18 protein-coding genes are annotated in these 22249 nt (G+C 59.1%); 6 read left to right on the top strand and 12 right to left on the bottom strand.

The features are described from left to right. Window positions 1–7: 7 nt before the first annotated feature. Window positions 8–634: a bifunctional nicotinamidase/pyrazinamidase gene (gene pncA, locus T18_RS16340; RefSeq protein ID WP_013636493.1), complete on the bottom strand. Its 627-nt coding sequence runs from the start codon at window positions 632–634 to the stop codon at window positions 8–10. 455 nt (window positions 635–1089) lie between these two features. Between pncA and T18_RS16335 the strand changes: the two genes are divergently transcribed. After that, window positions 1090–2376, top strand: a complete 1287-nt coding sequence (locus tag T18_RS16335; protein WP_013636492.1) for a DUF2778 domain-containing protein — start codon at window positions 1090–1092, stop codon at window positions 2374–2376. 52 nt (window positions 2377–2428) lie between these two features. Here the strand turns inward: T18_RS16335 and T18_RS16330 are convergent, their stop codons facing one another. The 4 genes from T18_RS16330 to choX all read right to left on the bottom strand — a co-directional run bounded on the left by T18_RS16330 (window position 2429) and on the right by choX (window position 5209). Further along, the gene (locus tag T18_RS16330) at window positions 2429–2854 is read right to left on the bottom strand and encodes a DMT family transporter (protein WP_003513163.1); all 426 of its coding nucleotides are present in this window, start codon (window positions 2852–2854) and stop codon (window positions 2429–2431) included. After that, the gene (locus tag T18_RS16325) at window positions 2851–3333 is read right to left on the bottom strand and encodes a DMT family transporter (protein WP_003513161.1); all 483 of its coding nucleotides are present in this window, start codon (window positions 3331–3333) and stop codon (window positions 2851–2853) included. Before T18_RS16325 ends, T18_RS16330 begins: the two co-directional genes overlap by 4 nt. A 110-nt stretch (window positions 3334–3443) precedes the next feature. Next, entirely contained in the window at window positions 3444–4274 is an 831-nt protein-coding gene (locus tag T18_RS16320; protein WP_038491582.1) for an alpha/beta fold hydrolase, read from the bottom strand. Beyond that, window positions 4271–5209: a choline ABC transporter substrate-binding protein gene (gene choX, locus T18_RS16315; protein WP_038491579.1), complete on the bottom strand. Its 939-nt coding sequence runs from the start codon at window positions 5207–5209 to the stop codon at window positions 4271–4273. Before choX ends, T18_RS16320 begins: the two co-directional genes overlap by 4 nt. A 101-nt stretch (window positions 5210–5310) precedes the next feature. Between choX and betI the strand changes: the two genes are divergently transcribed. Continuing rightward, the gene (betI, locus tag T18_RS16310; protein WP_038491576.1) at window positions 5311–5907 is read left to right on the top strand and encodes a choline-responsive transcriptional repressor BetI; all 597 of its coding nucleotides are present in this window, start codon (window positions 5311–5313) and stop codon (window positions 5905–5907) included. 163 nt (window positions 5908–6070) lie between these two features. Here the strand turns inward: betI and T18_RS16305 are convergent, their stop codons facing one another. The 3 genes from T18_RS16305 to T18_RS16295 form a co-directional block, all read right to left on the bottom strand. Further along, the gene (locus T18_RS16305; protein ID WP_038491573.1) at window positions 6071–6883 is read right to left on the bottom strand and encodes a glycosyltransferase family 25 protein; all 813 of its coding nucleotides are present in this window, start codon (window positions 6881–6883) and stop codon (window positions 6071–6073) included. Between the two features lie 103 nt (window positions 6884–6986). Beyond that, entirely contained in the window at window positions 6987–9461 is a 2475-nt protein-coding gene (locus T18_RS16300) for an ATP-dependent helicase (RefSeq protein ID WP_038492880.1), read from the bottom strand. 101 nt (window positions 9462–9562) lie between these two features. Next, window positions 9563–9973 carry a carboxymuconolactone decarboxylase family protein gene (locus tag T18_RS16295; protein ID WP_038491570.1) on the bottom strand — a complete coding sequence of 137 codons (411 nt, stop codon included), beginning with the start codon at window positions 9971–9973 and terminating at the stop codon, window positions 9563–9565. A 225-nt stretch (window positions 9974–10198) separates the two neighbouring features. On the opposite strand from T18_RS16295, the gene T18_RS16290 reads away from it, so the two are divergent. Next, window positions 10199–11365, top strand: a complete 1167-nt coding sequence (locus T18_RS16290; protein WP_038491565.1) for an efflux RND transporter periplasmic adaptor subunit — start codon at window positions 10199–10201, stop codon at window positions 11363–11365. Continuing rightward, complete coding sequence (locus T18_RS16285) at window positions 11362–14511, top strand: efflux RND transporter permease subunit (RefSeq protein ID WP_038491563.1); 3150 nt, start codon at window positions 11362–11364, stop codon at window positions 14509–14511. The genes T18_RS16290 and T18_RS16285 overlap by 4 nt, the downstream gene beginning before the upstream one ends. A 54-nt stretch (window positions 14512–14565) precedes the next feature. Here T18_RS16285 and T18_RS16280 read toward each other — a convergent pair whose 3' ends face one another. Beyond that, window positions 14566–15468: a hypothetical protein gene (locus T18_RS16280; RefSeq protein ID WP_139104325.1), complete on the bottom strand. Its 903-nt coding sequence runs from the start codon at window positions 15466–15468 to the stop codon at window positions 14566–14568. A gap of 295 nt (window positions 15469–15763) precedes the next feature. Here T18_RS16280 and T18_RS16275 point away from each other — a divergent pair, with 295 nt between their 5' ends. Both T18_RS16275 and T18_RS16270 read left to right on the top strand, forming a co-directional pair. Further along, a complete protein-coding gene (locus T18_RS16275) occupies window positions 15764–17176 on the top strand; it encodes an FAD-binding oxidoreductase (RefSeq protein WP_038491558.1) in 1413 nt (470 codons plus the stop codon). 91 nt (window positions 17177–17267) lie between these two features. Continuing rightward, window positions 17268–20996, top strand: a complete 3729-nt coding sequence (locus T18_RS16270) for an AsmA-like C-terminal region-containing protein (protein ID WP_038491555.1) — start codon at window positions 17268–17270, stop codon at window positions 20994–20996. Window positions 20997–21115: 119 nt separating this feature from the next. On the opposite strand, the gene T18_RS16265 is transcribed toward T18_RS16270, so the two are convergent. The 3 genes from T18_RS16265 to T18_RS16255 all read right to left on the bottom strand — a co-directional run bounded on the left by T18_RS16265 (window position 21116) and on the right by T18_RS16255 (window position 22212). Continuing rightward, a complete protein-coding gene (locus T18_RS16265) occupies window positions 21116–21445 on the bottom strand; it encodes a hypothetical protein (protein ID WP_038491552.1) in 330 nt (109 codons plus the stop codon). 237 nt (window positions 21446–21682) lie between these two features. Further along, window positions 21683–21892, bottom strand: coding sequence for a ribbon-helix-helix domain-containing protein (locus T18_RS16260; RefSeq protein WP_003513131.1), 210 nt, complete (start codon window positions 21890–21892; stop codon window positions 21683–21685). 116 nt (window positions 21893–22008) lie between these two features. Further along, the gene (locus T18_RS16255; RefSeq protein WP_038491548.1) at window positions 22009–22212 is read right to left on the bottom strand and encodes a DUF4169 family protein; all 204 of its coding nucleotides are present in this window, start codon (window positions 22210–22212) and stop codon (window positions 22009–22011) included. Window positions 22213–22249 lie beyond the last annotated feature (37 nt).

Here is a 22249-nt window from a genome sequence, read left to right as displayed (position 1 = left end):
CCGGCCCTCAGTCGCGCAAAATGTCGCGGCTTTTGAGGATGGTGGCGCCTTTTTCCCGCATGGCCGCAATCGACGCCTGTATACCTTGGGGATCGATGCCGCGGCTGGCATCCTCGATGAAACGAACCTTGACGCCAGGCAGCATGTCGAGGGCATCGAGCACCGAGAAACTGACGCAATAATCGGTGGCGAGCCCGCATATGTCGAGCTGGGTTACGCCTTGGCGCGTCAGATAATCGGCAAGACCTGTCGTTGCCCCCTGATCATTGTCGCGAAAGGCGGAATAGCTGTCGACGGCGGGATTTTCGCCTTTCTGCTGGATATAGTCGAAAGCCTCCGTCTTGAGGTCGGGATGGAATTCCGCATCCGGCGTGCCCTGCACGCAATGGTCCGGCCACATCATCTGCGGTTTGCCGGAGAGTTCACCCATATCGAACGGCTTCTTGCCGACATGCTGCGAGGCAAAGCTGCCGTGATTTTCCGGGTGCCAATCCTGCGAGGCGACGATCAGATCGTAACCGCCATTGTCGATCAGGGCATTGGCGACGGGCACGATCCGGTCGCCATCGGCGACAGCCAGATTGCCGCCCGGACAAAAGCCGTTCTGGATATCGATGAGCAGCAGCGCCTTCATGATTTGCCTCCCTTATTTCCGGCAGGATGCCAAGCCGGCAGCAACGGATCAAGTGCCCTTACCAGCTTTGTATGTGCCTGACTGCTGATGGCATAGATTTGCTCCGTCGCAGTCCTGCCGCATTTACAGCAAATTTCCGGCAAAGTCGGAATTTACCTGACGATGCGGCGACGTAAACTTTAAAGGCCGATGACGCCCTGCGGGGTATTTTCCGGGAAAAGGCGATGCAGATGCATGGCCAGCCCGCGCAAGTCATTGTTTTGCCTTCGCCCGATAATGCGCAGACCTTAACGAATTATTTTTGCAGGGACTCGTAAACACTTTGGTTACCATAATTCGTCATGCTTCGAACCAGTCAGTTCCGAAATCGGCCGGGTGTCCGCCCGCTGTTCGGATGCCCCAAAATCCCTCCGGCTTTGCCCGGGTGTGCGTGAACGGTTCGAGTAACGAGTATCATGGCGTATTCTGCTGCGGCTTATAATGGCGCCGGTCTTGCCGGTTCGTCTTGCCTCAAGAGAGGCAAATCCTTTTCGCTTGGCCGAATGTCCGCTCTGCTTGGCGGTGGTGCCTTTGCCGGTCTGTTCGCCTTCGCTGCCTTCGCCTCGCTTCACACGATGGCGGCCGCATCGCATGGTGTCGGGCAGTTTGAGAAGACGCTGGTGGCGAGGCTGGAGTCTGGCGAGGCTGCGATTTCCGGCGCGGCCGCACGCGATATCCACGTCCGCAAATTTTCCCGTCTGAGCGACCACAGCCATGGCCCGCAGAAGGCGGTTCGCCTTGCCGGCATCATGCCCGAAATCGGCGAGAAGGAGTTCCGCGAGCGTTTTGGCGCGGCTGCGAACGCGAAGGGGCAGGCGACAGTCAAGGAACTTGCAGCGCTGCGGCCCTCCGCCATCGTCGATTCAGCGCTTGGACGCACCACAGAGGTCGCCTATCAGAGCGCCGCATCGCAACATCCGGCATTTGAAGTGGCATTAGGGCGCCCGCAGATCGAGGAAGAGGCGAGCAGCCTGCTTCCGGACGACGTCCCTTTGCCAAGCTTCCGGCCCGAGGTTGCGGCTGCCGAAACGGTGGAGCCATCACCCCGCCCCGCCGTTCTAGCGAAGACCGATGAACACCCGGCAGCCGTTGCTTCCGCACCTGCTTTCGATGCGCCGGTGCCTGCGCGTGCACCCCAGCAGCCGCGGCAGGGCACGGCCGGCATGCTCGCCTTTGCAAAACCTGATAATCCGGTGCGCGAGCCGAGCAAGATGGATGCGGTTCCGTGGCCGGATCGCGGCAACGGCACGGCGATCTACGATATTTCCTCCGGCCTGGTTCATATGCCGAACGGCGAAAAGCTCGAGGCACATTCGGGCATCGGCAAGATGCGCGACAACCCCGACTATGTTCATGTGAGAATGCGCGGCTCGACGCCGCCCTCCAGCTATCGTCTGACGATGCGCGAGGCGCGGTTCCATGGCGTCGAAGCAATCCGTCTGACGCCGGAAAATGGCGTCAATCCGCATGGCCGCGACGGTCTTCTCGCCCACACCTACATGCTGGCGAAACGCGGTGAATCGAATGGCTGCGTTGTGTTCCGGGATTACTCCCGGTTCCTTGCGGCCTTCAAACGTGGCGAAGTCAAACGCATGGTCGTGGTGCCGAAGCTGAATGGTGGTCGCCCGACGCTCGCAAGCAGCGGTGGCAAGAGTGGCGGCAAGACCCTGCTCAGCATGTTCTCACGCGACAGCGATACCTGATTTACGCTTTCCCGGACGTACAACCGCTGCACATTTTTACCGGAGAAATGCCCTAGCGGCCGCGTCGCTGGGTCAGCACCATGCCGGCGAGAATCAGCAGAATGCCGAGTGCGCTCGCCCAGAGTTTCGGCGGCTGATCGCTGAAAAAGTCGAGCACGACGCTTGAGACCATCTGGCCGCTGATGACGAGAAGTGCGGTATTGACCGCGCCGATGCGGGGGATGAGCCAGCTTCCCGAAGCGATGAAGACAACACCGATGGGGCCACCGATAAAGGCAAGCCACGGCGCGTCGGCCGCGCCCGGCGGAATGAGGCCGCCGACGATGAGGCCGATGACGGTCAATACCCCGAAACCGACGATATGGTTCCAGAACGAGGCGATCAGCGGTGAGTTCGACAGGCTGAGGCGGCCGTTGACCTGACGGCTCAGTGCCACAAAGACGCCGCCGGTAAACGCCATGGCTATCCAGACGATCATGCCGTTCTCCCGACAAGGATAATAAGTGCGCTGCCACAGAGAATCAGTGCCACCGCCGCCATGTCACGCAAATCCGGCCGCCGCTTGGGCAGGCCAAACAGGCCGAAGAAATCGGCCAGAAGGCTGAAGATCACCTGTCCGCCCAACCCGAGCGCGATGGTGCCGGAGAGGGCAAGCGGCGAATTGACGGCGGTGGAGGTGAGGATGACGATGGCCGCACCAATCACCCCACCGCAATAGGCCCAGAGCGGCGCCTTCGGTTTGGCCAGCGCACCCGCCTCCGTCTTCGGGCGCATGATCGCGAGATAGATCAGCGCCGCCACCGTGCCGGTGCCATGTGCAGTCCAGGAGGAGAAAAGTGCGTTTCCGTAATGCGCAAGCTGGCCGTTGAAATGCACCATCAATGTCAGAAGACAGCCGCTTGCGAAGGCGGCGGCAAGGTGCAACGGGTTCAGGCGGGGATGGGTCGTTTCTGTCATGGCCAGCCAAAATATGATTATTCAGCGAAGCGTTACAACATCGGCACCTGAATCGAAATCGATTTGTCAGTTGTTTCCAGAAACATGTGCAACCAGCGCACTCCACCTTCTTACTTAGCGCAGTCTGACATAACATCCGCGAAAAAATCGGCGATCAGCGTGGATACGCCCTTCGGGTTTTCCCAATGCGGATTGTGGCCATGCCCATCGAGCGTAACGGTTTGAGCCTCGGGAAAGGCGGCGGCCAATTTTCGACGATGCGACGCGCCGAAAAGGGGGTCTTCGAAACCGGCGAGGCACAGTACCGGTTTTTTTATTCTGGACGCGCTGTGATGCAGGTTTGTATCCGCAAAGCGCTCAACGACGCCATGCCAGATGGCAGCCGGCATGTTGGCGGCATCCTGTTTCATTTTCGACAAAAAATCATCGTCGACTGGCTGACTGCACGAATACCAGCCGCGCAGAAAGCCGCTATTGGGTCCGATCGGGTCCCGAAGTGCGAGAATATCTCTGGTCAACTGGCTTTCCGCGCCAAAATCCGGCTCAAGCGTTGCCGAGATGAGGGCAAGAGCCCGGATCGTGTCGCCTCGCCGGGCGGCAAGTTCGATAGTGGTCATCGCACCCATGGAGTGGCCGAGCAGAAACAGCCGTGAAATACCCAGGAGCGTTAGAAACCGATCGACCGTTTCGGCGAAATCAGCGACATGCAGGCTCTGTCCCGCCGAGGAAACCCCGTGTCCGGGCAGGTCAGGGACGATGAGCCTGTATTCGCTGAAAAAAGGCTCAAGCATGGAGAAGCTGCGGCTGGTGTCCGAAAAACCATGCAGCATCAGCAGGACTGGGCCCGGACCGCCGGTGTCGATGAAAGCCAGCTGGCGACCGCGGGGCAATTCTACATACTGCTTCCGCTTCTCCCAATCATCCTGCAATATTGCCGTCACAGGCCGATCCCCGCCTTTACGGCAGTGAGACCATCCTGCCCGTCGAACGTCGATACGCCCTTCAGCCAAGCGTCCAGTCGTTGCGGCTCATCCTTGATCGCCTGCTTTGCCGCGTCTTCCGGGGACATTCCACCGTTCATGATATAGTCCATGCCCTTGTTCTCGTACTCCACGTCGAATGCGAGATTATCGAGCAGCTTCGCCACATTCGGGCATTCCTGTAGGTAGCCTTTGCGTACCTGCGTATCGACTGTGGCAGCGCCGAAGTCGGGCCCGTAAAATTTATCGCCGCCCGTCAGGTACTTGATGTCGAATTTGCTGTTCATCGGGTGCGGCGCCCACCCCTGGAACACAATGAAGGACTTGTTGCGGGCGAAACGGGTTACCTGCGAAAGCATGCCCTGTTCGCTGGACTCGACCACTTCCCAATTGTGCAGTCCCAGTGCCGGATCGTTGACGGCATCCAGCATCAACTGGTTGGAGCCAGGTTCGATGCCGTAGAGCTTGCTGTCGAACTTGTCCGCGAATTTTTGCAGGTCGGAGAAATCCCTGACGCCGGCATCCCAAACATAGGTCGGAACCGCGAAAGTGTATTTGGCGCCTACAAGATTGGTTCGGACTTTTTCGACCGATCCGTCTTCCTTGTAAGGCTTGTAGTAGTTCACCATTGCCGGGTTCCAATAGCCCAGAAAGACGTCGAGATCCTTGCTCTTCAGGCTCGTGTAGATGACGTCGATCCCGAGAAGCTGGCTTTGCGGCTCATATCCCAGTGACTTCAACAGCGACATGGCGATGCCGGTGGTGAAAGCAAGATCGTTCCAGCCCGGCTCGGCCAGTCGCACAACCTTGCAAGTTTCAGCATCCGATGCGAGCGCGGAAGTGCCGACGGTCGTCAAAACCATCGCGGCCGAAAAAACACCTGCCCATTTTTTCATTGTTCCACCTTTTTTGTCTATTGGGTCATTAGATTGACCGGTGGGACAATAATTGATCTTTACGGAAAATTTGTCAATATTGCTCACGCAAGGAGACAAAGATGCGACTGACCAAGATAAGCGATATTCGCCGGGCGGAGCTGAGGCGGGCTGCATTCGAAGTCCTTCAGCGTGAGGGAATGGCGGGTGCCACGCTTGAAAGGGTGGCGGCGCAGGCAGGCGCCTCGAAAGGCATCGTGCTGCATTATTTCGCCAACAAGCAGGAACTGTTCGAGCACGCGATGCGCGAAGCCAATGTGAAGCTGAAGGAGGCCGTGGTGGCGCGCCTCAATCGGGCGGTCAGTCCGCGTGAACGGCTCGATGCGATTATCGAGGCGAATTTCGACGAGAGCTTCTTTCAGCCCTCGATCTGCCACGCCTGGCTGTCGCTTTGCGCCGAGGTTCCGCGCGAGCCGCAGCTCGCCAGGATCCAGAAGGTGATCCATGCGCGGATGCGCTCCAATCTTTTGTCGGCTTTGGTGCATCTCGTGCCGAGGCAAGACTGCGCAACTGTCGCGCTTGGGATCACTTCGCTTATCGACGGCCTCTGGTTGCGCTCAGGATTGCAGTCCGGTGGTTTGACGCGCGAGGAGGCAATGGAGCAGATGCGGGATTACCTGTCTCACAGGTTGCCGCACACAAAAGCTGGCAATCCGTAGGGAACCAGTACGCGCGCTTCGCATTATTCCACCATGAAGAAAACGACGCGCAAACCCTTGAACCGGATGACGATTTTCGTCATTTCGATTTTCACTCTCGCAGCTGTGATCGCCGCGGTCTATCTGGTTGGGTTCACGCCCGGCGAAGTGTAGGCCAGCGCAGTCAATTGCCGGTGGGAACGGTCTTGCCCTTGCCGCGCTCCAGCGCAACGGTCAGCTTGGCAACGGCAAACCGGAGGCTGCGCATGAGGAAACGGCTGGTTTCCAGAAAAGTGCGGTAGGGCAACACTGTGAAGTAGCGCCAGCGGGGCAGACGGTATATCCGCAGATTGTTCTGGATCTGGCTTTCCCCGTCCGCATCCTGCGTGGCGCAGAGCGGGTAAATGAAGGCTGCCTTCAGGCCAGCGAGGTATTCCAGGTCGAAGGCAATATCGTAGGCAAGCCGCATGGGGATCAGCTTCGAGATCCATTTGCCGGCGCGGCGGTTGACGAGATATGCGCCCGAACCCTTTTCCCGCGTCAACGCAATTGCGAGTGAGCGTCCGCCAACGAGCTTGCGGAACGGAAACTTGCGACCGTTGCTGACCGTGGTCAGCCGAAGCAGATCCCAGTCGCTTCCATTCACTATCGCCTCGTCGATTGCTTCCAGGAAATCCTTTTCGAAGACGACATCGTCTTCAAGAATGAGCGCGATGTCGGCATCGCTGCCCATGAACCTGTTTGCACAAGCGACATGGCTGAGATAGCAGCCGATTTCCGGCGGCGAGGTGCGGCGGCCATGCATGAGCATGTAGGAGAGCTCGCTGAATTCCGGGATAGGATAATTCAGTTCGCGGCCATTGACGCCCTGGACCCGCTCTGCCTTCAGCCCGATGGCGTCGAGGCGTGCGTTCATGTCCTCGAGGCGCTTGGTGGCGCTGTCCATATTGATCAGGAAAACGGCAAGCTTGCGCCCGCTTTTCGGTAAAATATGCAAAGCAGTCCTCGCCCGGTTTCTGCACCCTGTTGCAACTCCTTTATTGCAACGGCGTGACGCGGGCTACGGAAAAAGCTGCGTTCGTGCACTCATAGTTGCCGAATCAAACCTTTTCCACAAATCCATCCAGCACACGCTTTTGTCCGGCGCGGTCAAAATCGATGGTCAGTTTGTTACCCTCGATGGCGGAGATGTTGCCATTGCCGAATTTGATATGGAAAACGCGGTCTCCTACCACGAATTTTGACGGTGTGTCGGCAACCGATTTGGCCACCAGTTCGCCGTCGATCGTGCGGGCGCGGGGGCCGCTTTCGCCATAACCAATCCTCTCGACCGCATGGCCGGAGCGTGTGCCCCAGTTATCGCGGGTCGCGTCGGACTTGTTGGCCTGGGCACGTTTCCAGCCGGGGGTGGAGTAGTTGTTGGCGAAGGGTTCCGCCTTGTCGAAACGGGACTGGCCATAACCGCCGCGTCCGGCGTAACCACCGTAATTGCTGTCGGATGCCGCGACATCCACGTGCGCTGGCGGCAGTTCATCGAGAAAACGCGAGGGCAGGGTGGATTGCCACAGACCATGGATACGCCGGTTCGATACGAACCAGATATGGCAAAGCTTCTTGGCGCGGGTGATGCCGACATAGGCTAGACGACGTTCTTCCTCCAGACCGGAGCGGCCGCCTTCGTCCAGCGCCCGCTGGTGCGGGAACAGACCTTCTTCCCAACCGGGAAGGAAGACGGTGTCGAATTCCAGCCCCTTGGCGGAATGCAGCGTCATGATGGAGACGGCATCGAGATTTTCGTTCTGCTCGGCATCCATGACGAGCGCGACATGCTCGAGGAAACCGCGCAGGCTCTCGAAGGCCTCCATCGAGCGGATGAGTTCCTTCAGGTTTTCCAGTCGGCCGGGCGCTTCCGCCGTCTTGTCGGCCTGCCACATGGCAGTATAGCCGCTTTCGTCCAGGATCTGCTCGGCAAGCGTGGTGTGTTCGGTGTTTTCCAGAAGCCCCTGCCAGCGGCGGAAATCCTGCACCACGTCGAACAGCGCCTTGCGCGCTTTCGGTTTCAGCTCGTCGGTCTCGATGATGTCGGTCGCTGCCGCCAGCATCGGAATGTCGCGGGCGCGGGCGTAATCATGCAGATTGCGGATGGTCGTGTCGCCCAGGCCGCGCTTGGGGGTGTTGACGATGCGCTCGAAGGCCAGATCGTCGGCCGGCTGGCAGACAAGGCGAAAATAGGCCATGGCATCGCGGATTTCGAGACGCTCGTAGAAGCGCGGACCGCCGATGACGCGGTAATTGAGGCCTAGCGTGACGAAACGGTCTTCGAACTCGCGCATCTGGAAGGAGGCGCGAACGAGAATGGCCATGTCGTTCAGCTTGTGGTTCTTGCGCTGAAGCTGCTCGATTTCTTCACCGACGGCGCGGGCTTCCTCTTCGGAATCCCAGGCCGCATGCACCACGACCTTCTCATCGTCGGGGCTGCTGCGCTCGGTGAACAGGGTCTTGCCGAGACGCCCTTCATTATGGGCGATCAGATGGCCGGCGGTGCCGAGAATATGCTCGGTGGAGCGGTAGTTGCGCTCCAGCTTGATGACCTTGGCACCGGGAAAATCCTTGTCGAAGCGCAGGATGTTGTCCACTTCGGCGCCGCGCCAGCCATAGATCGACTGGTCATCGTCGCCGACGCAGCAGACGTTTTGTGGCTCGCCCTTGGGGCGCTGGGCAAGAAGCCTGAGCCACATATATTGCGCCGTATTGGTGTCCTGATACTCGTCCACCAGAATGTAGCGGAATTTCTGGTGGTACTCCTTCAGAATATCGGGATTGCGGCGGAAGATGCTGATGGGGTGCAGCAGAAGATCGCCGAAATCGCAGGCGTTCAGCGTTTTCAGCCGGTTCTGATAGGCCGTGTAAAGTTCGCGGCCCTTGCCATTGGCAAAGGCACGGGAATCGCCCTCGGGAATATCCGGCGGCGTCAGCCCCTTGTTCTTCCAGCCGTCAATCATGCCGGCGAATTGTTTGGCCGGCCAGCGCTTGTCATCAAGACCTTCGGCCTGGATAAGCTGTTTGATCAGCCGCACCACATCATCGGTGTCGAGAATGGTGAAATCAGACTTCAGGCCGATGAGTTCGGCATGGCGACGCAAGAGCTTGACACCGATGGAGTGGAAGGTGCCGAGCCAGGGCATGCCCTCAACCGCGCCGCCGACCAGAACGCCAATACGTTCCTTCATCTCGCGCGCGGCCTTGTTGGTGAAGGTCACGGCCAGAATCTGGCTGGGATAGGCGCGTCCGGTCGCCAGAATATGGGCGATGCGGGTGGTGAGAACGCGGGTCTTGCCGGTGCCGGCGCCCGCAAGCACCAGAACCGCGCCGTCCAGTGTCTCCACGGCTTCGCGCTGTTCCGGGTTAAGACCGGACAGATAGTCGGGCGTGGGCCGGGCCTGATCGCGTGCCGCCATGGCGCGCGCGGCAATGCCAAGCCCGCCGGCGTTGCCTGCATCGGCATTGTTCGTCGCCTTGCGCGGCGCCTCAGGTTCTTCGTCGAAGAACGGCATATCGTCAAAACTGTTGCTCATGCGGCCCAATGTAGTGATTCGGGATATAAAGGCTAGAACCGTGTTCTGCTTTTATTCCGGTATCATCAGTCAAAACGCCTATTCCAAGACGTTTTTTCGTCTCAGGCCCGCCTGTCGGCATCAAAAGCCGCGTCCACCGGCAATTGCAGCGCCACGGCCAGTTGGTTGGTCTTGGCGGCAAGGGCGATGACCCGCATGAGATCGGCATGCTGTTCGCCCGTCATGCCCTTGGCTTTTGCAGCCGCGGTATGGGAGTGGGCGCAGTAGGAGCAGCCATTGGTGACGGAAACGGCGATATAAAGCATTTCCTTCACCAGCGGATCGAGCGCTGAAGGTGTGGCCATCACCGCCTTGACCTCGGCCCAGGTGTTTTCCAGAAGATCGGGGTCGAAGGCGAGGTAGAGCCACATATTGTTGATGAAATCCGATTTCCGCGTTGTGCGGATATCGTCGAACACAGCCTTGACGCGCGGGTTGGCTTCAGGATTTTCGGCTTTCGTTACGGTGCTCATGCATTCCTCCGGTCATGGCTATTTCAGCTGCAGATTACCGTATTGGCGAATGTTTGCGACAGAAATGGCCGTCAGTGCGCTTTCGACGACAATTCATCACAAATTACAATTATGTAAGGAACGGATTTGTGCGTTGCCTTCGTTAAGGCATGCGGGAATACTTCTACCGTTCCGAAAAGCTCTTTTCGGGGCGGGTTTATGCTGTGCGGATAATCGGAGAATTGTATGCGGGTGTGGAAACAGGTGGGTGTCTGTCTTGCTGTGGCGGGAGCAGGACTCTGTCTTTGGGGGTTTTATTCACCCGAAGCGCGGAATCTGCTCGCGGGTATCGGCATCGGCAAAACACCTGTTGGCGCGGTCGAGGTTGCCGCATCCGGTGCCAGAACACCCGGTTCGTCATCCGGACAGAATGCCGGCGCCGCACGCCGCGATGGCAATGCGACCCTGGTGGCGATGGCCCCGGTCAAGCAGGGCACGGTCAATGACAGGCTGAACGCCATCGGCAGTGGCCAGGCCATCCAGTCGGTCGTCGTCATGCCGCAGACATCAGGCACGCTTTCGGAAATCCGCATTTCATCCGGCGCCCGCGTCGTAAAGGGGCAGGTGCTCGCGCGGCTCGATGACGAGGAGCAGGTGATCGAGCGGGACAAGGCGCAGGTTGCGCTACGCAGCGCCGTCGAAAAATCGAGTTCCTACAGTAACCTGAAATCCGTATCCCGCCTTGATGTGCTGGATGCGCAGATTGCCGAGGAAGCCGCCAAGCTTGCACTGAGCACCGCTGAGCTGAACCTCAGGCGCCGCGACATCGTCGCACCGATTGAGGGTGTTGTCGGGATCGTGGCCGCAAATATCGGCGACAATGTCACCACGCAATCAACGATCGTCGGCATTGATGACCGTTCTCAAATTCTGGTCAATTTCTGGGCGCCGGAACGGTTCGTAACTGCAATTACCGTCGGAATGCCTGTAGAGGCCACCTCGATTTCACGCCCCGGCGAGACGTTCAAAGGTGAGGTCGAGGCCGTCGACAACCGTGTCGACGCCGCAAGCCGTACCATCCGCATCCGGGCACGGTTTGCTAACGACAAGGATGAGCTTCGGGCCGGTATGTCCTTCGGCGTTACCATGCGTTTTGCCGGAGAGACTTATGCATCCGTCGATCCGCTTGCCGTGCAGTGGGATGCCGAAGGTTCCTATGTCTGGCGCGTGACCGACAATAAATCGGCCAAGGTGCGGGTGCAGATTGTGCAGCGTAACCCCGACGCCGTTCTCGTGAAAGCGGAACTGGCGGAAGGCGATCAGGTCGTGACCGAAGGATTGCAGCGGGTGCGGGAAGGTGGTGCCGTCCGTGTCGCAAGCCAGCCGAAGCCCGAGGAGGTTGCCAGCCAATGACGACTCAGCCGCCTTCGGGTCAGGATTCCAAGCTCGCCTTCACCGCACTGTTCGTTCGCCGGCCCATTCTGGCAGCGGTTCTCAATACGTTGCTTGTGGTTGCCGGCCTTGCCGCGCTGGTTGGCGTTGAGGTGCGCGAGTTGCCGGATGTGGACCGGCCGTCCATCAGCGTCAGGACGACTTATGAAGGTGCGGCGCCCGAAACCATCGATCAGGAAGTGACGCAGACCATCGAGGGAGCTGTTGCGCGCGTCAGCGGCGTCAAAACCATCTCCTCCAATTCGCAATTCGGCACCAGCCGCGTAACGATGGAATTCGGCGACAATGTCGATATGGCCGTTGCCGCAAACGATGTGCGCGATGCCATTGGCCGCGTAACCAACCAGTTGCCTGATGATGCTGACGAGCCGCAGATCATCAAGGCGGATTCCGACAGCCAGCCGATCATGCGTCTTGCCGTCACTTCGTCCACGCTCAGCATGGAAGATTTGACCAAGTTGGTGGATGACGAGGTCATCGACCGCCTTGCCGCCGTCGATGGCGTGGCGGATGTGGAGCTTTACGGCGATCAGGAAAAAGTCTTCCGCGTCGATCTCAATCAGGCCGCACTTGCCAGCCGTGGTCTGACGGTGACGGATATTTCCACCGCGCTGGCCAGTGCCGCGCTTGATGTGCCGGCGGGATCGCTGAAAAGTTCGACGCAGGACATCGTCGTGCGCGCGACCGCGAGCCTCACGAAGCCTGAGGATTTTTCCAACCTTCTGATCAAGGACAATATCCGCCTGCGCGATGTGGCAACCGTGATGCTGGGTGCGGATGACGAATCCACCTCGCTGCGGTCCAATGGTGTGCAGGGCGTGGGTCTGGGCGTCATCCGGCAGGCGCAGTCCAATACGCTCAATATCTCCACCGGCGTGAAGGCTGCCGTCAATGCCATGTCGGCCAACCTGCCGCAGGGTACGCGCATCGTGGTGACCAGTGACGACGCCGTCTTCATTGAAGGCGCGTTGCACGAGGTGGAACTGGCGCTTGGTCTTTCCGCGCTCATCGTGGTTGTGGTGCTTTACCTGTTCCTGCGTGACTGGCGGGCAACCCTCATTCCGGCGATCACCATGCCGGTGGCTTTGATCGGCACGATCATCGCCATCTACATGGTCGGATTCTCGATCAACATCCTTACGCTGCTCGCCATCGTTCTGGCGACGGGTCTGGTGGTCGATGATGCGATCGTGGTGCTGGAAAATATCGTGCGCCGCCGTGCGGAGGGCATGGGGCCGCGCGCTGCCGCTGTTCTTGGTACGCAGGAAGTGTTCTTCGCGGTGATTGCGACGACGGCGACACTTGCCGCAGTGTTCATTCCGCTCTCCTTCCTGCCGGGCCAGCTGGGTGGCCTCTTCCGTGAATTCGGTTTCGTTCTAGCCTTCGCTGTCGGTCTTTCCTCCATCGTGGCCCTGACGCTTTGTCCGATGCTCGCTTCGCGGATGCTGAAAGACGGATTGAAGGAACCCACGGGACCGCTGGCGTGGTTCGGCAATGTCTTTGCCTCCACCTACAAGAAGACGCTTTCCGCCTGCCTCAACAACCCGCTCATCGTCATCATCGTTGCGCTCGTCTTTTCGGGCCTGTCTTGGATTGCCTTCGGCATGATCCAGAACGAACTGACGCCGCGCGAGGACCGCGCCTCGGTGATGATGCGTGTGACGGCGCCGCAGGGTGTCAGCCTCGACTATACGCGCGACCAGTTGCAGCGGATCGAGGAAAATCTCCAGCCGCTGCGCGACAGTGGCGAAATCCGCAATATTTACTCCATCACCGGCATGAACGGTTCCTCCAACACCGGTTTTCTGGTGCTGACGCTGGCGCCGTGGGCTGATCGCGACCGCACGCAGAACCAGATTGCCGCCGACGTTACCGCTGCGGCCAACAAGGTGCCGGCGCTGCGCGGCAACGCCATGCAGCCGAACAGCCTGCGCATTCGCGGTGCGGGCAACGGCCTGCAGATGGCAATGGTCGGCAGCAATTATCAGGCACTGACAGCTGCAACGCAGAAACTACTGCTTTCCATGGAGGAAAGCGGCCTGTTCGAAACGCCGCGTTTGGACAACGAGCCCAACCAGGCGCAGCTATCCGTATCCATCGACCGTGAGCGCGCCTCCGATCTCGGCATTGATATCACCGGCCTGTCACGCGCCATGCAATCGCTGCTGGAAGGACGTTCGGTTGTCGACGTCTTCGTGGATGGGGATGCAATCCCGGTCCGGCTGCTGTCCTCCACCCGGCCGATCAACGACCCGACCGATCTCGAAAACGTCTTCCTGAAAACAGGTGACGGCAAGATCGTGCCGATGTCGGTCATTGCCACCCTGAAGGAAAATGCGGTGGCGCCGCAGCTGAACCGCGAGCAGCAGCTTCCCTCCGTCGGCTTTACCGCCAATCTCAAGGACGGCGTTTCGCTCGGTCAGGCTTTGGAAAAGGTGAACGAGCTCTCACAATCCCTCCTGCCGCCCGGCGCCCGCCTTCTGCCGCTCGGCGAGGCGGCGACGCTTGAGGAGAATTCGAGCGGCATGCTGCTGACCTTCGGTTTTGCCATCGCCATCATCTTCCTGGTCCTGGCCGCGCAGTTCGAAAGTGTCCTGAGTTCGATCATCATCATGTCGACGGTGCCGCTCGGTCTTGCCTGCGCGGTTATCGCGCTGCTCGTCACCGGATCGAGCCTCAATGTCTATAGCCAGATCGGGCTTGTGCTTCTGGTCGGCGTGATGGCGAAGAACGGCATTCTCATCGTGGAATTCGCCAACCATCTGCGTGACCAGGGCGCCACCGTGCGCGAAGCCATCGAAAAAGCCACCAGCATTCGCCTGCGCCCGGTGATGATGACAATGATCGCGACCATTTTGGGCGGCGTGCCGCTGGTGCTGGCGCAGGGAGCAGGGGCGGAAGCACGCATCGCGCTCGGCTGGGTCATCGTTGGCGGTCTGGGTTTTGCGACGCTGGTGACGCTTTACATCACCCCGGTCTCCTACCTGCTGATTGCCCGTTTCGCCAAACCGCAAGCCGATGAGGAAATCCGCCTCCACCGCGAACTGGAACTTGCTGCGCGTCGGAAGGCGCTGGAGGAGGACAAGCAGCTGCTTGCGGCGGAATAAAAATTTATGGGCAAGCCCGAGAGCGCGACGTGCTGAGCAGATTGTGGCAGCTGATTAACTCCTGTTTGGGCGATAAATCTGGACGCCTTTATACGATAGTTCAAAGGTGCCGACGCTTACCCTGCCGGTCGTGTCCGTTTCGATCAGATTTCCTGTTCTGCCATAACTATTGAACAGGCTGGAAATCGTCTGGTCGAGTTGGTCTTTAGCGCGCTTTTTCCAATAGTTATTGGTGTCTTCGAGCATTTTCAGAAGCGCCTTCTGTTTCTCCGTTAAAGTTTCCGGGTCGATGCTACTCGTTTCCACTTTGTGTGTGCTGTTATAAAAATCGATTGCATTTTGAAGTGTTTGTATGCTTCCGGGAACGCCCATGGCTGCATAGGCCTGGTTGTCCACAGCGGCAATATAGGCATCGAAATCGACGCCGAAGTATGCCCAACTCTCCTTCTGTTCGCGCTGTGAGGCGTTGTTGTATGCTTTACTTAGCTCAGCCTGATATGCCTCCGGTGTTAGGTCATACACGCTTTCTTTCGTCATGCCCTCGGGAACGAAATTGCGAACAATGTCTTCAGGCCGTACACCTAGGGTATGCATGGCCCGGCCGAACCGCAATTCCTCCCCCAACAAATCCCGAGTGCTGGAGGCCGCTGAAACATTGAGGCTGGTGGTTCGAATAACTTCTGCTGCCCAGTCTATAGCCATCTCGGGGCCTGAGCTGTTCTTTGCTTTGTCAACATCGTCGGCACCTTTCTCCGGCCTCCCGTCGATCCTGCCTCTCATGTCGTAGGTAAGGTCGCCCGTTTCGTTGTCCGCGCTGGAGGCAAGCAGTGCGGTCAGAGGGTCAACACCATTCGTGGCGCCGGAAGGGCTACTTGCCCGGTTTTTTTCGGGAATGTTTTCGGTCAGCAGTCGAAAATAATTCGATCCTGCAAAGGGCTGACTTATAATTGTAGTCATGTTGAAACCCTGATGTTTGAATACGGACCCGTTTCTAGCCCGGCTCCGCATTCCGGTTGTAATTTGTATGCATTTATGAGCATTAATGAAGAAATTCACGTATAGGATGTATACGAGCTGGAGCTTGCTCAGGGCTGGCAGTATGTGCATGCGGAAGGCCGTATGAGAGGAGGTTGTTCCTACCGTTCGGGCGGCTGACCGGCTGGACAAAGCCTCAACCTTATCCCATACCACGCACCGGAATTTCGTAACGGATCGAGTCCGTTACGGCGGTATCTTGCGGTGGAGATGGACGATGGCGCTGAAAGATGTGGTCGCGGGAAAACGCAACGAGGAAGGCATCGCGTCGGTGCTTGCGGCGCTGAAGCAGCAGCTGGGTGACAAGCTCCAGACTGGGCAGGCGTTTCGCGAGCAGCACGGCCATACCACCACCTATCTGACCTTGCAGGCGCCCGACGGTGTCGTTTTTGCCGAGAGCGCCGATGACGTGAAGGCCGTGGTGAAAGCCTGCGCGCTCTATAAGGTGCCGGTCATTCCTTTCGGTACGGGGTCGTCGCTGGAAGGGCAGGTCAATGCGCCTGATGGCGGAATATGCATCGATTTCAGCCGGATGAATCGCATCATTGAGGTAAACGCCGAAGATCTTGACGTGACGGTGGAGCCGGGTGTGACGCGCGAGGACCTTAACGTCTATCTGCGTGATACCGGCCTGTTCTTTCCGATCGATCCGGGTGCCAATGCCTCTATCGGCGGCATGGCCTCGACGCGAGCCTCCGGCACCAATGCCGTGCGTTACGGCACGATGAAGGACAATGTGCTGGCCGTTACCGCCGTTGTTGCCAATGGTGAGGAAATCCGCACTGCTCGCCGTGCCCGCAAGTCGTCGGCCGGTTACGATCTGACGCGGCTTTTCGTCGGCGCCGAGGGCACGCTTGGGGTTCTGACCTCGGTTACGCTGCGGTTGCAGGGCATCCCGGAAAAGATCGCCGGTGGCGTCTGCACCTTCGACAGTATTCAGGCGGCCTGTGATGCCGTTATCATGACGATCCAGATGGGTGTTCCGGTTGCGCGCATCGAACTGCTTGATGAAGTGCAGGTGCGGGCCTGCAATGCCTATTCCGGCCTGAACTACGCGGAAAAACCGACGCTGTTCGTGGAGTTCCACGGCACCGAAGAGACGGCGGCCCTTCAATCGCAGCAATTTGCAGAGATCGCGGCGGAATGCGGCAGCGTCGATTTCCGCTGGACCAGCGATGCGGCCGAGCGCAACAAGCTGTGGAAGGCCCGGCATGACGCTTATTGGGCCTCGCGGGCGCTCGCGCCGCATCTCGACGGTTTGTCCACCGATGTCTGCGTGCCGATTTCGCGGCTGGCGGACTGCGTGGTGGAAACGCAACGGGATATCAAGGAAAACGGCTTTCTGGCGCCGATCGTCGGTCATGCCGGCGACGGCAATTTCCATGTACTCATCCTGTTCGATGGCAAGGACGCCGAAAGTGTCGCCAAAACCGAAGCTTTCGTTGCGCGTCTCAATCGCCGGGCCATCGCCATGGACGGCACCTGCACCGGAGAACACGGCATCGGCCAAGGCAAGATGAGTTTTCTGGCCGAAGAAGCGGGAAATGCGCTGGATGTGATGCGCGCCATCAAAACGTCGCTCGACCCGGATAACATCTTCAATCCAGGCAAACTGTTCCGTCTTGTCTGATCATTCTCACAATTGATTGGTACAAAAGGCTGCTTGCCGTTAAGGCAAATAAGAATAGGTTTGCAGCGTTCGCGAAGGGAGAAGCAGTTCAGTGCTCGGGCGTATTCTGGTTTTTCTGGGCGGACTGCTGGCCGTGGTGCTGTTTTCAGCGCTGCTCATTCCCTATTTCGTTGACTGGACGGATTTCCGCCGCGATTTCGAAGATCAGGCAAGCCGCATTCTGGGCAAGAAGGTGGTGGTGCACGGTCGCGTCGAAGCCCGGCTTCTGCCTTTTCCTTCGGTGACGCTGCATGACGTGCGCGCCGGAACGGATGCGGACGGATCGCCGCTCATTCAGGTGGCGCGTTTTTCCATGGATGCCGAGCTGGCGCCTTTCCTTTCCGGTGAAGCGCGTATCTTCGACATGCGCATCGAGGAACCCAAGGCCAAGATCCGGCTTTTGAAGGACGGCACTCTGGACTGGATGCGCGGCAGCCGGGCGGAAATTCCAGCCCGCACCGTGGTTCTGGAAAGTGTGCAGATCGAAGGCGGGCAGATCGAATTCATCGATGAGCAATCCGGCCGCAACCGTGTTGTGACGGGTCTTAACGCCGACATGTCCGCCAATTCGCTGGCCGGACCATGGAAGGCGGAAGGGCGCGCCGCCGTTGACGGGCATCCAGGCTCGTTCTCGCTGTCGAGCAGCGAGCCGGATTACGCCAATGGGCGCATGGGCCTGCGGATTCGCGTGGTGCCGGATGAACATCCGGTCGAGGTCGATCTGGACGGTGCGATTGCCGCGACTGCGGGAAAGCCCGCCTATAGCGGTTCCTTCGCCTTCAGTTTCCGTGAAGACCAAAAACAGAAGCAGCAGGCCGGGCAATCGCTGTTCTCGTCGCCGCGCACCCGCGGCAGCTTCGAACTGACGAATGAAAGCGTGCGCATACCGAGCTACCGCATGGAGCTCGGCGGCAACGAAAATCCTTACGTTGTGACCGGCGAGGCAACGCTGGATACCGGGGCCAAGCCGGAATTTCTGCTCACGGCGGATGGCCAGCAGATCGACGTCAATCGTTTCGCACCGCCAGTCGTGCAGACCGGCAAGACCTCGCGCCAGCCCACCGCCTCCGTGCGCCAGCGCATCGAGGCATTTGCCGCCATGGTCGCCCGCATTCCGGTTCCGCCGGTCCCGGGCAAGGCCAGCATCAGCCTACCGGCGCTGGTTTCCGACGACACGACCATTCGTGACATCCGGCTGGACGTGCGCCCTGATGGCAGCGGCTGGCAGGTGGTTAACGCCGTGGCAACGCTGCCCGGCAGGACGCAGCTGGAAGCCAAAGGTTCCCTGACGCTGCTGGATGGTCCCGCTTTCAACGGCAATCTGCTCGTTGCCTCCAACCAGCCATCCGGGCTGGCAAACTGGCTTTCCGGTTCTGTCGATCCGGCGATCCGCCAGCTCAATGCCGCCGGTTTTTCCGCCGACGTCTCGTTGACGACGCTGAACCAGCGTTTCGACAATCTCGAGCTTGCCATTGGCGATGCCTCTCTGAAGGGGAAGCTGGAACGGCGCTCTGACGGCAAGGCCTCCAATCTTTCGATCGATCTTGCCGGTAACGAGATCGATCTCGACGCCCTGAAGGCGCTTGGCAGCCTGGCGCTCGGCGATCAGGTCGGAAGTTCTGTTCTCGACCATCGCATCGACGCCAAGTTCAAGGCCGACCGGTTCAACATGGCCGGTGTGACTGCAAATCATGTGGAAACCGCCTTCACCATGGCGGGCGGCGTTCTCTCGCTTGAAAAGATGACGGCTGGCGATATCGCCGGTGCCGAAGTCAAGGCGAAAGGGCAGTTGCAGGGGTCGTTGCTGAAATATGCGGGCAAGGGCACGGTGAACCTGCATGCGACGGACATGCAGCCGTTCTTCGCTATGCTGCAGCAGAAATTGCCTGGTCATCCGTTCCTCAGCCGTCTGGCGGCGAGTTCGCCGTGGTACGCCAATTCCGACCTTGCCATGGATGTTTCGGTCAACAGCGAAAATGGCGGCGCCAATGTCGCCGTTTCCGGCACAGTCAACGGCAGCCGTCTGTCGGCCGTGGCCAAGATGCCGGATTTCCTGTCCATCACCGATGATACGGCGATGTCGCTGGAAGGGGTTTTGAAAAACCAGTCGACGGCGATCCTGTTCGGGCAGGCAGGGCTTGATCCTCTGCCGTTCGATGCCGACGGGGAAGGGCTACTTTCCGTCAAGCTCAACGGCACGCTCGGTTCTCCCGTCCAGACCGATATCCGTTTCTCGACGGAGCGCACGCATTTCTCGATGATCGGATCCTTTGCCGTTGCCGCCGCCAATTTCGGCGAGGGTAGTGCGGATCTGGCGCTCGAAAGCGCTGATATAGAGCCCTATCTCATCATGAACGCCGTTGGCCTGCCGCAGCTTGGTGGTGGCATGGCGCTGAAGGCGAACGGAAAAATGGCGGTGGATGCGCAGAAGATTGCGTTTTCCGCCCTCGGCGGGCAGGCGGGCGGCAACCCCTTCTCGGGCAGTCTGGCGTTCCAGCGCGCGGCCCCCCATTCCGTCACCGGTGATCTTGCCCTTCGGACCGTCGATCTTGCCTGGCTCGGAGATGCGATCTACGGACCGGTGATCGACCCGGAGACGGGCACGCTCAACGCCAAGCCCCTGGCCATGCCGGCTTTCCCGCAACTCAAGGCCTCGCTGTCGCTGAAAGCGGAGAGCTTCGAGACCGGTCCCTTCGGCACGGTCACGGGTTTGTCGACCAAGATCACGCATGATGATGGCAATCTCGCGCTTGATGATATCGCCGGCACCTTCATGGGCGGAAAGCTGACCGGGCGGCTTGCCATGTCCACAGGCGAGGGAGCGGGCATTTTCCGCACCAAGATTGCGGTGAACGACGCCAATCCCGAGTCGATATTGTGGGCGAACGCCAACGGCCCGGTCGCGACGGGCCGGGTGGCGATCGATCTGACCGCCGAATCGACGGGCAAAAGCGTTGGTGAAATTTTGAAATCGGCAGGTGGCTCGGGGGAAGTGCGTGCCAGCGGGCTTGTGCTCAAAGGGCTTAATCCTGGTGCCTTTCCGCCGATCCTGCAGGCGGCGGAAGGCTTGCAGCAGCCGATCGACGCGCCGAAGGTTCGGCCGCTGGTGGATCAGAGCCTGTGGCAGGGCGAAATACCGCTCGGCAACGTAGCCCTCCCATTCACCCTGAATGGCGGCGCGCTGCACTTCCAGAATTTGCGCGCCGGGATCGATCCAGTGACGCTTACCGGAGATGCGACGGTCGATATTGCAGCATCGACCGTGAATGGCGATCTCGATCTTATCTTCAATCCCGGCACCGAAGTGGTTGCCGGCGCCGAACCGTCGCTGCGTCTCAACTATAACGGTCCGCTCGCCGCACCGGCTTTGACGACTGACGTTTCGGCGCTCGGCAATTATCTGTCACTCCGGGCTTTCGAAAAGGAACGCCGTCGCGTCGAGGCCATGCAGGCCAGCGTTCTTGAAAAGCAGCGCCTGCGTCGTGAAACGGCGCTTTATCGTTCTCAGGCGGCTGAACGTCAGGCTGAAAAGGAACGGGTGGAGGCGGAAGCCAAGGCCAAGGCCGAAGAGGAGGCGCGCCTTAAGGCGGCGGCAGAGGAGCGTCTGCGGCAGGAAAAGGAACAGCAGGAGCGGTTGCAGCAGCAGCAGCAACAGCAACAGCAACAGCAACAGCAGCAGCAACCTGTTCCCGAGCGGCAATCAACGCCGGCCCTGACGGTGCCTCCAACTGAAGATGCGATCAGGCAACTGGCGCCCGAAAACGCTCCGGCCAATCCGTAAGTTTGCCGCGACGACGGCGCGTTTTGGGGAGAGGTTAGAGCCCGTGTCTCAGGGCGAATTTTGACGCGGTCCGGACAGCTGCCGCTTCGACCACTTTGCCAAAATTATCCGTTAGCCTGTTAAATCCAGGCTTCACGCTCGCCGAAGGGCGTGTCGGCATCAAAATTCTTGGTACCGATCCTGCTGCTTTCCCCCGACAGGCTGGGCTTGTCCGCGCTGTTGCTTGAGGAAGCCGATTTGTCGGAGCTGTTTTCGAGTGCCTCGAGCTGCGCTTGCAGTGATACAATAGTACTCTTCAGTTCTTCCTGTGCTTTCGCTTCGGAGGTCTGGGCGAGTTCTGACTGCTTTTCGGCAATCTGCGATTTCAGTTCGGCAACGCTTGAAGACGAGGTGGATGAAGAGGAGAGGACGGAAACAGCGATGCTCGTTCCCGAAGCGGCGGAAACCATGGGTCGCCTCGTGGCGTGCGGATGAAAAGGAAAAGCTTGAAAAACAAAATCTGGAAGCAAGGCTACGCAGTACTGAAGCGCCTTGCAGTACAAATTAGCGCGCTAATGTTTAATGAATGCTTTCACGACATTATGAGTTTTCGGCAAGAATGTTTGTAGTCGGAGAATGGCTGGATATGAGCCGGCGCATATGCGCGCCGCTGCAGTGTCATCTTTCGATGCCACCTTGCAGCAAGCTCACCTGCTCTTCAGCCAATTCAGTACATGGACCCGAAGGGATGAGGACAGATTGCTGTCGGCTGGCCGGTTGTCGTCTATTTCCGCAAGCAGGGCGGCGAAACTGATCTTGCGCTTTTCGGCGATGATTTTAAGCTCGTCCCAAAAGGCATCCTCGAGTGAAATGCTGGTGCGGTGGCCGTGCAATGTCGTGGAGTGCTTGCGGATCATCAGATCAATCTCTCCGGCTGGTCCGGTTGGGAATCTGAATCATGTCGCGCCTGCAAGCCTCTTTTTAGCGGTGTTTTTTCCGGTCTTCCGAAAGCTTGCCCGGGCAGGCCGGCTCTTCAATCCCTGTCGGTCCTGTCGTCGTCCTTTTCAAGCCGCCCCTGATCGAGCGCCTTTTCGGCTTTTTCGTTTAGGGCCGATGTGAGGTTTTTTTCCGCTTTGGTGCGACCGAAATACAGGCGGTTCTGATCCGCCTGTTTTTCTTTTTCGCTACGGGCTTTCTGCTTCCGGAACTGACGCAGATTGACGATATCGGCGGCCATGCGGATATGTCTCCTTGAGCTTCGCGCGGTCGGGCAA

Source organism: Rhizobium sp. TBD182 (assembly GCF_001950375.1).
GTDB classification, from domain to species: domain Bacteria; phylum Pseudomonadota; class Alphaproteobacteria; order Rhizobiales; family Rhizobiaceae; genus Agrobacterium; species Agrobacterium tumefaciens.
The sequence above is the reverse complement of the archived record's forward strand: the minus strand, read 5'-3'. Positions and strand labels throughout refer to the sequence as shown.

Bases quoted from the DNA above. Each gene is read 5' to 3' on its own strand.
- T18_RS16260 (WP_003513131.1), bottom strand. From the start codon at position 21,892: ATGATCCGCAAGCACTCCACGACATTGCACGGCCACCGCACCAGCATT.
- pncA (WP_013636493.1), bottom strand. From the start codon at position 634: ATGAAGGCGCTGCTGCTCATCGATATCCAGAACGGCTTTTGTCCGGGC.
- T18_RS16290 (WP_038491565.1), top strand. From the start codon at position 10,199: ATGCGGGTGTGGAAACAGGTGGGTGTCTGTCTTGCTGTGGCGGGAGCA.
- T18_RS16325 (WP_003513161.1), bottom strand. From the start codon at position 3,333: ATGACAGAAACGACCCATCCCCGCCTGAACCCGTTGCACCTTGCCGCC.
- T18_RS16275 (WP_038491558.1), top strand. From the start codon at position 15,764: ATGGCGCTGAAAGATGTGGTCGCGGGAAAACGCAACGAGGAAGGCATC.
- T18_RS16280 (WP_139104325.1), bottom strand. From the start codon at position 15,468: ATGACTACAATTATAAGTCAGCCCTTTGCAGGATCGAATTATTTTCGA.
- betI (WP_038491576.1), top strand. From the start codon at position 5,311: ATGCGACTGACCAAGATAAGCGATATTCGCCGGGCGGAGCTGAGGCGG.
- T18_RS16295 (WP_038491570.1), bottom strand. From the start codon at position 9,973: ATGAGCACCGTAACGAAAGCCGAAAATCCTGAAGCCAACCCGCGCGTC.
- T18_RS16300 (WP_038492880.1), bottom strand. From the start codon at position 9,461: ATGAGCAACAGTTTTGACGATATGCCGTTCTTCGACGAAGAACCTGAG.
- T18_RS16265 (WP_038491552.1), bottom strand. From the start codon at position 21,445: ATGGTTTCCGCCGCTTCGGGAACGAGCATCGCTGTTTCCGTCCTCTCC.
- choX (WP_038491579.1), bottom strand. From the start codon at position 5,209: ATGAAAAAATGGGCAGGTGTTTTTTCGGCCGCGATGGTTTTGACGACC.
- T18_RS16335 (WP_013636492.1), top strand. From the start codon at position 1,090: ATGGCGTATTCTGCTGCGGCTTATAATGGCGCCGGTCTTGCCGGTTCG.
- T18_RS16285 (WP_038491563.1), top strand. From the start codon at position 11,362: ATGACGACTCAGCCGCCTTCGGGTCAGGATTCCAAGCTCGCCTTCACC.
- T18_RS16330 (WP_003513163.1), bottom strand. From the start codon at position 2,854: ATGATCGTCTGGATAGCCATGGCGTTTACCGGCGGCGTCTTTGTGGCA.
- T18_RS16255 (WP_038491548.1), bottom strand. From the start codon at position 22,212: ATGGCCGCCGATATCGTCAATCTGCGTCAGTTCCGGAAGCAGAAAGCC.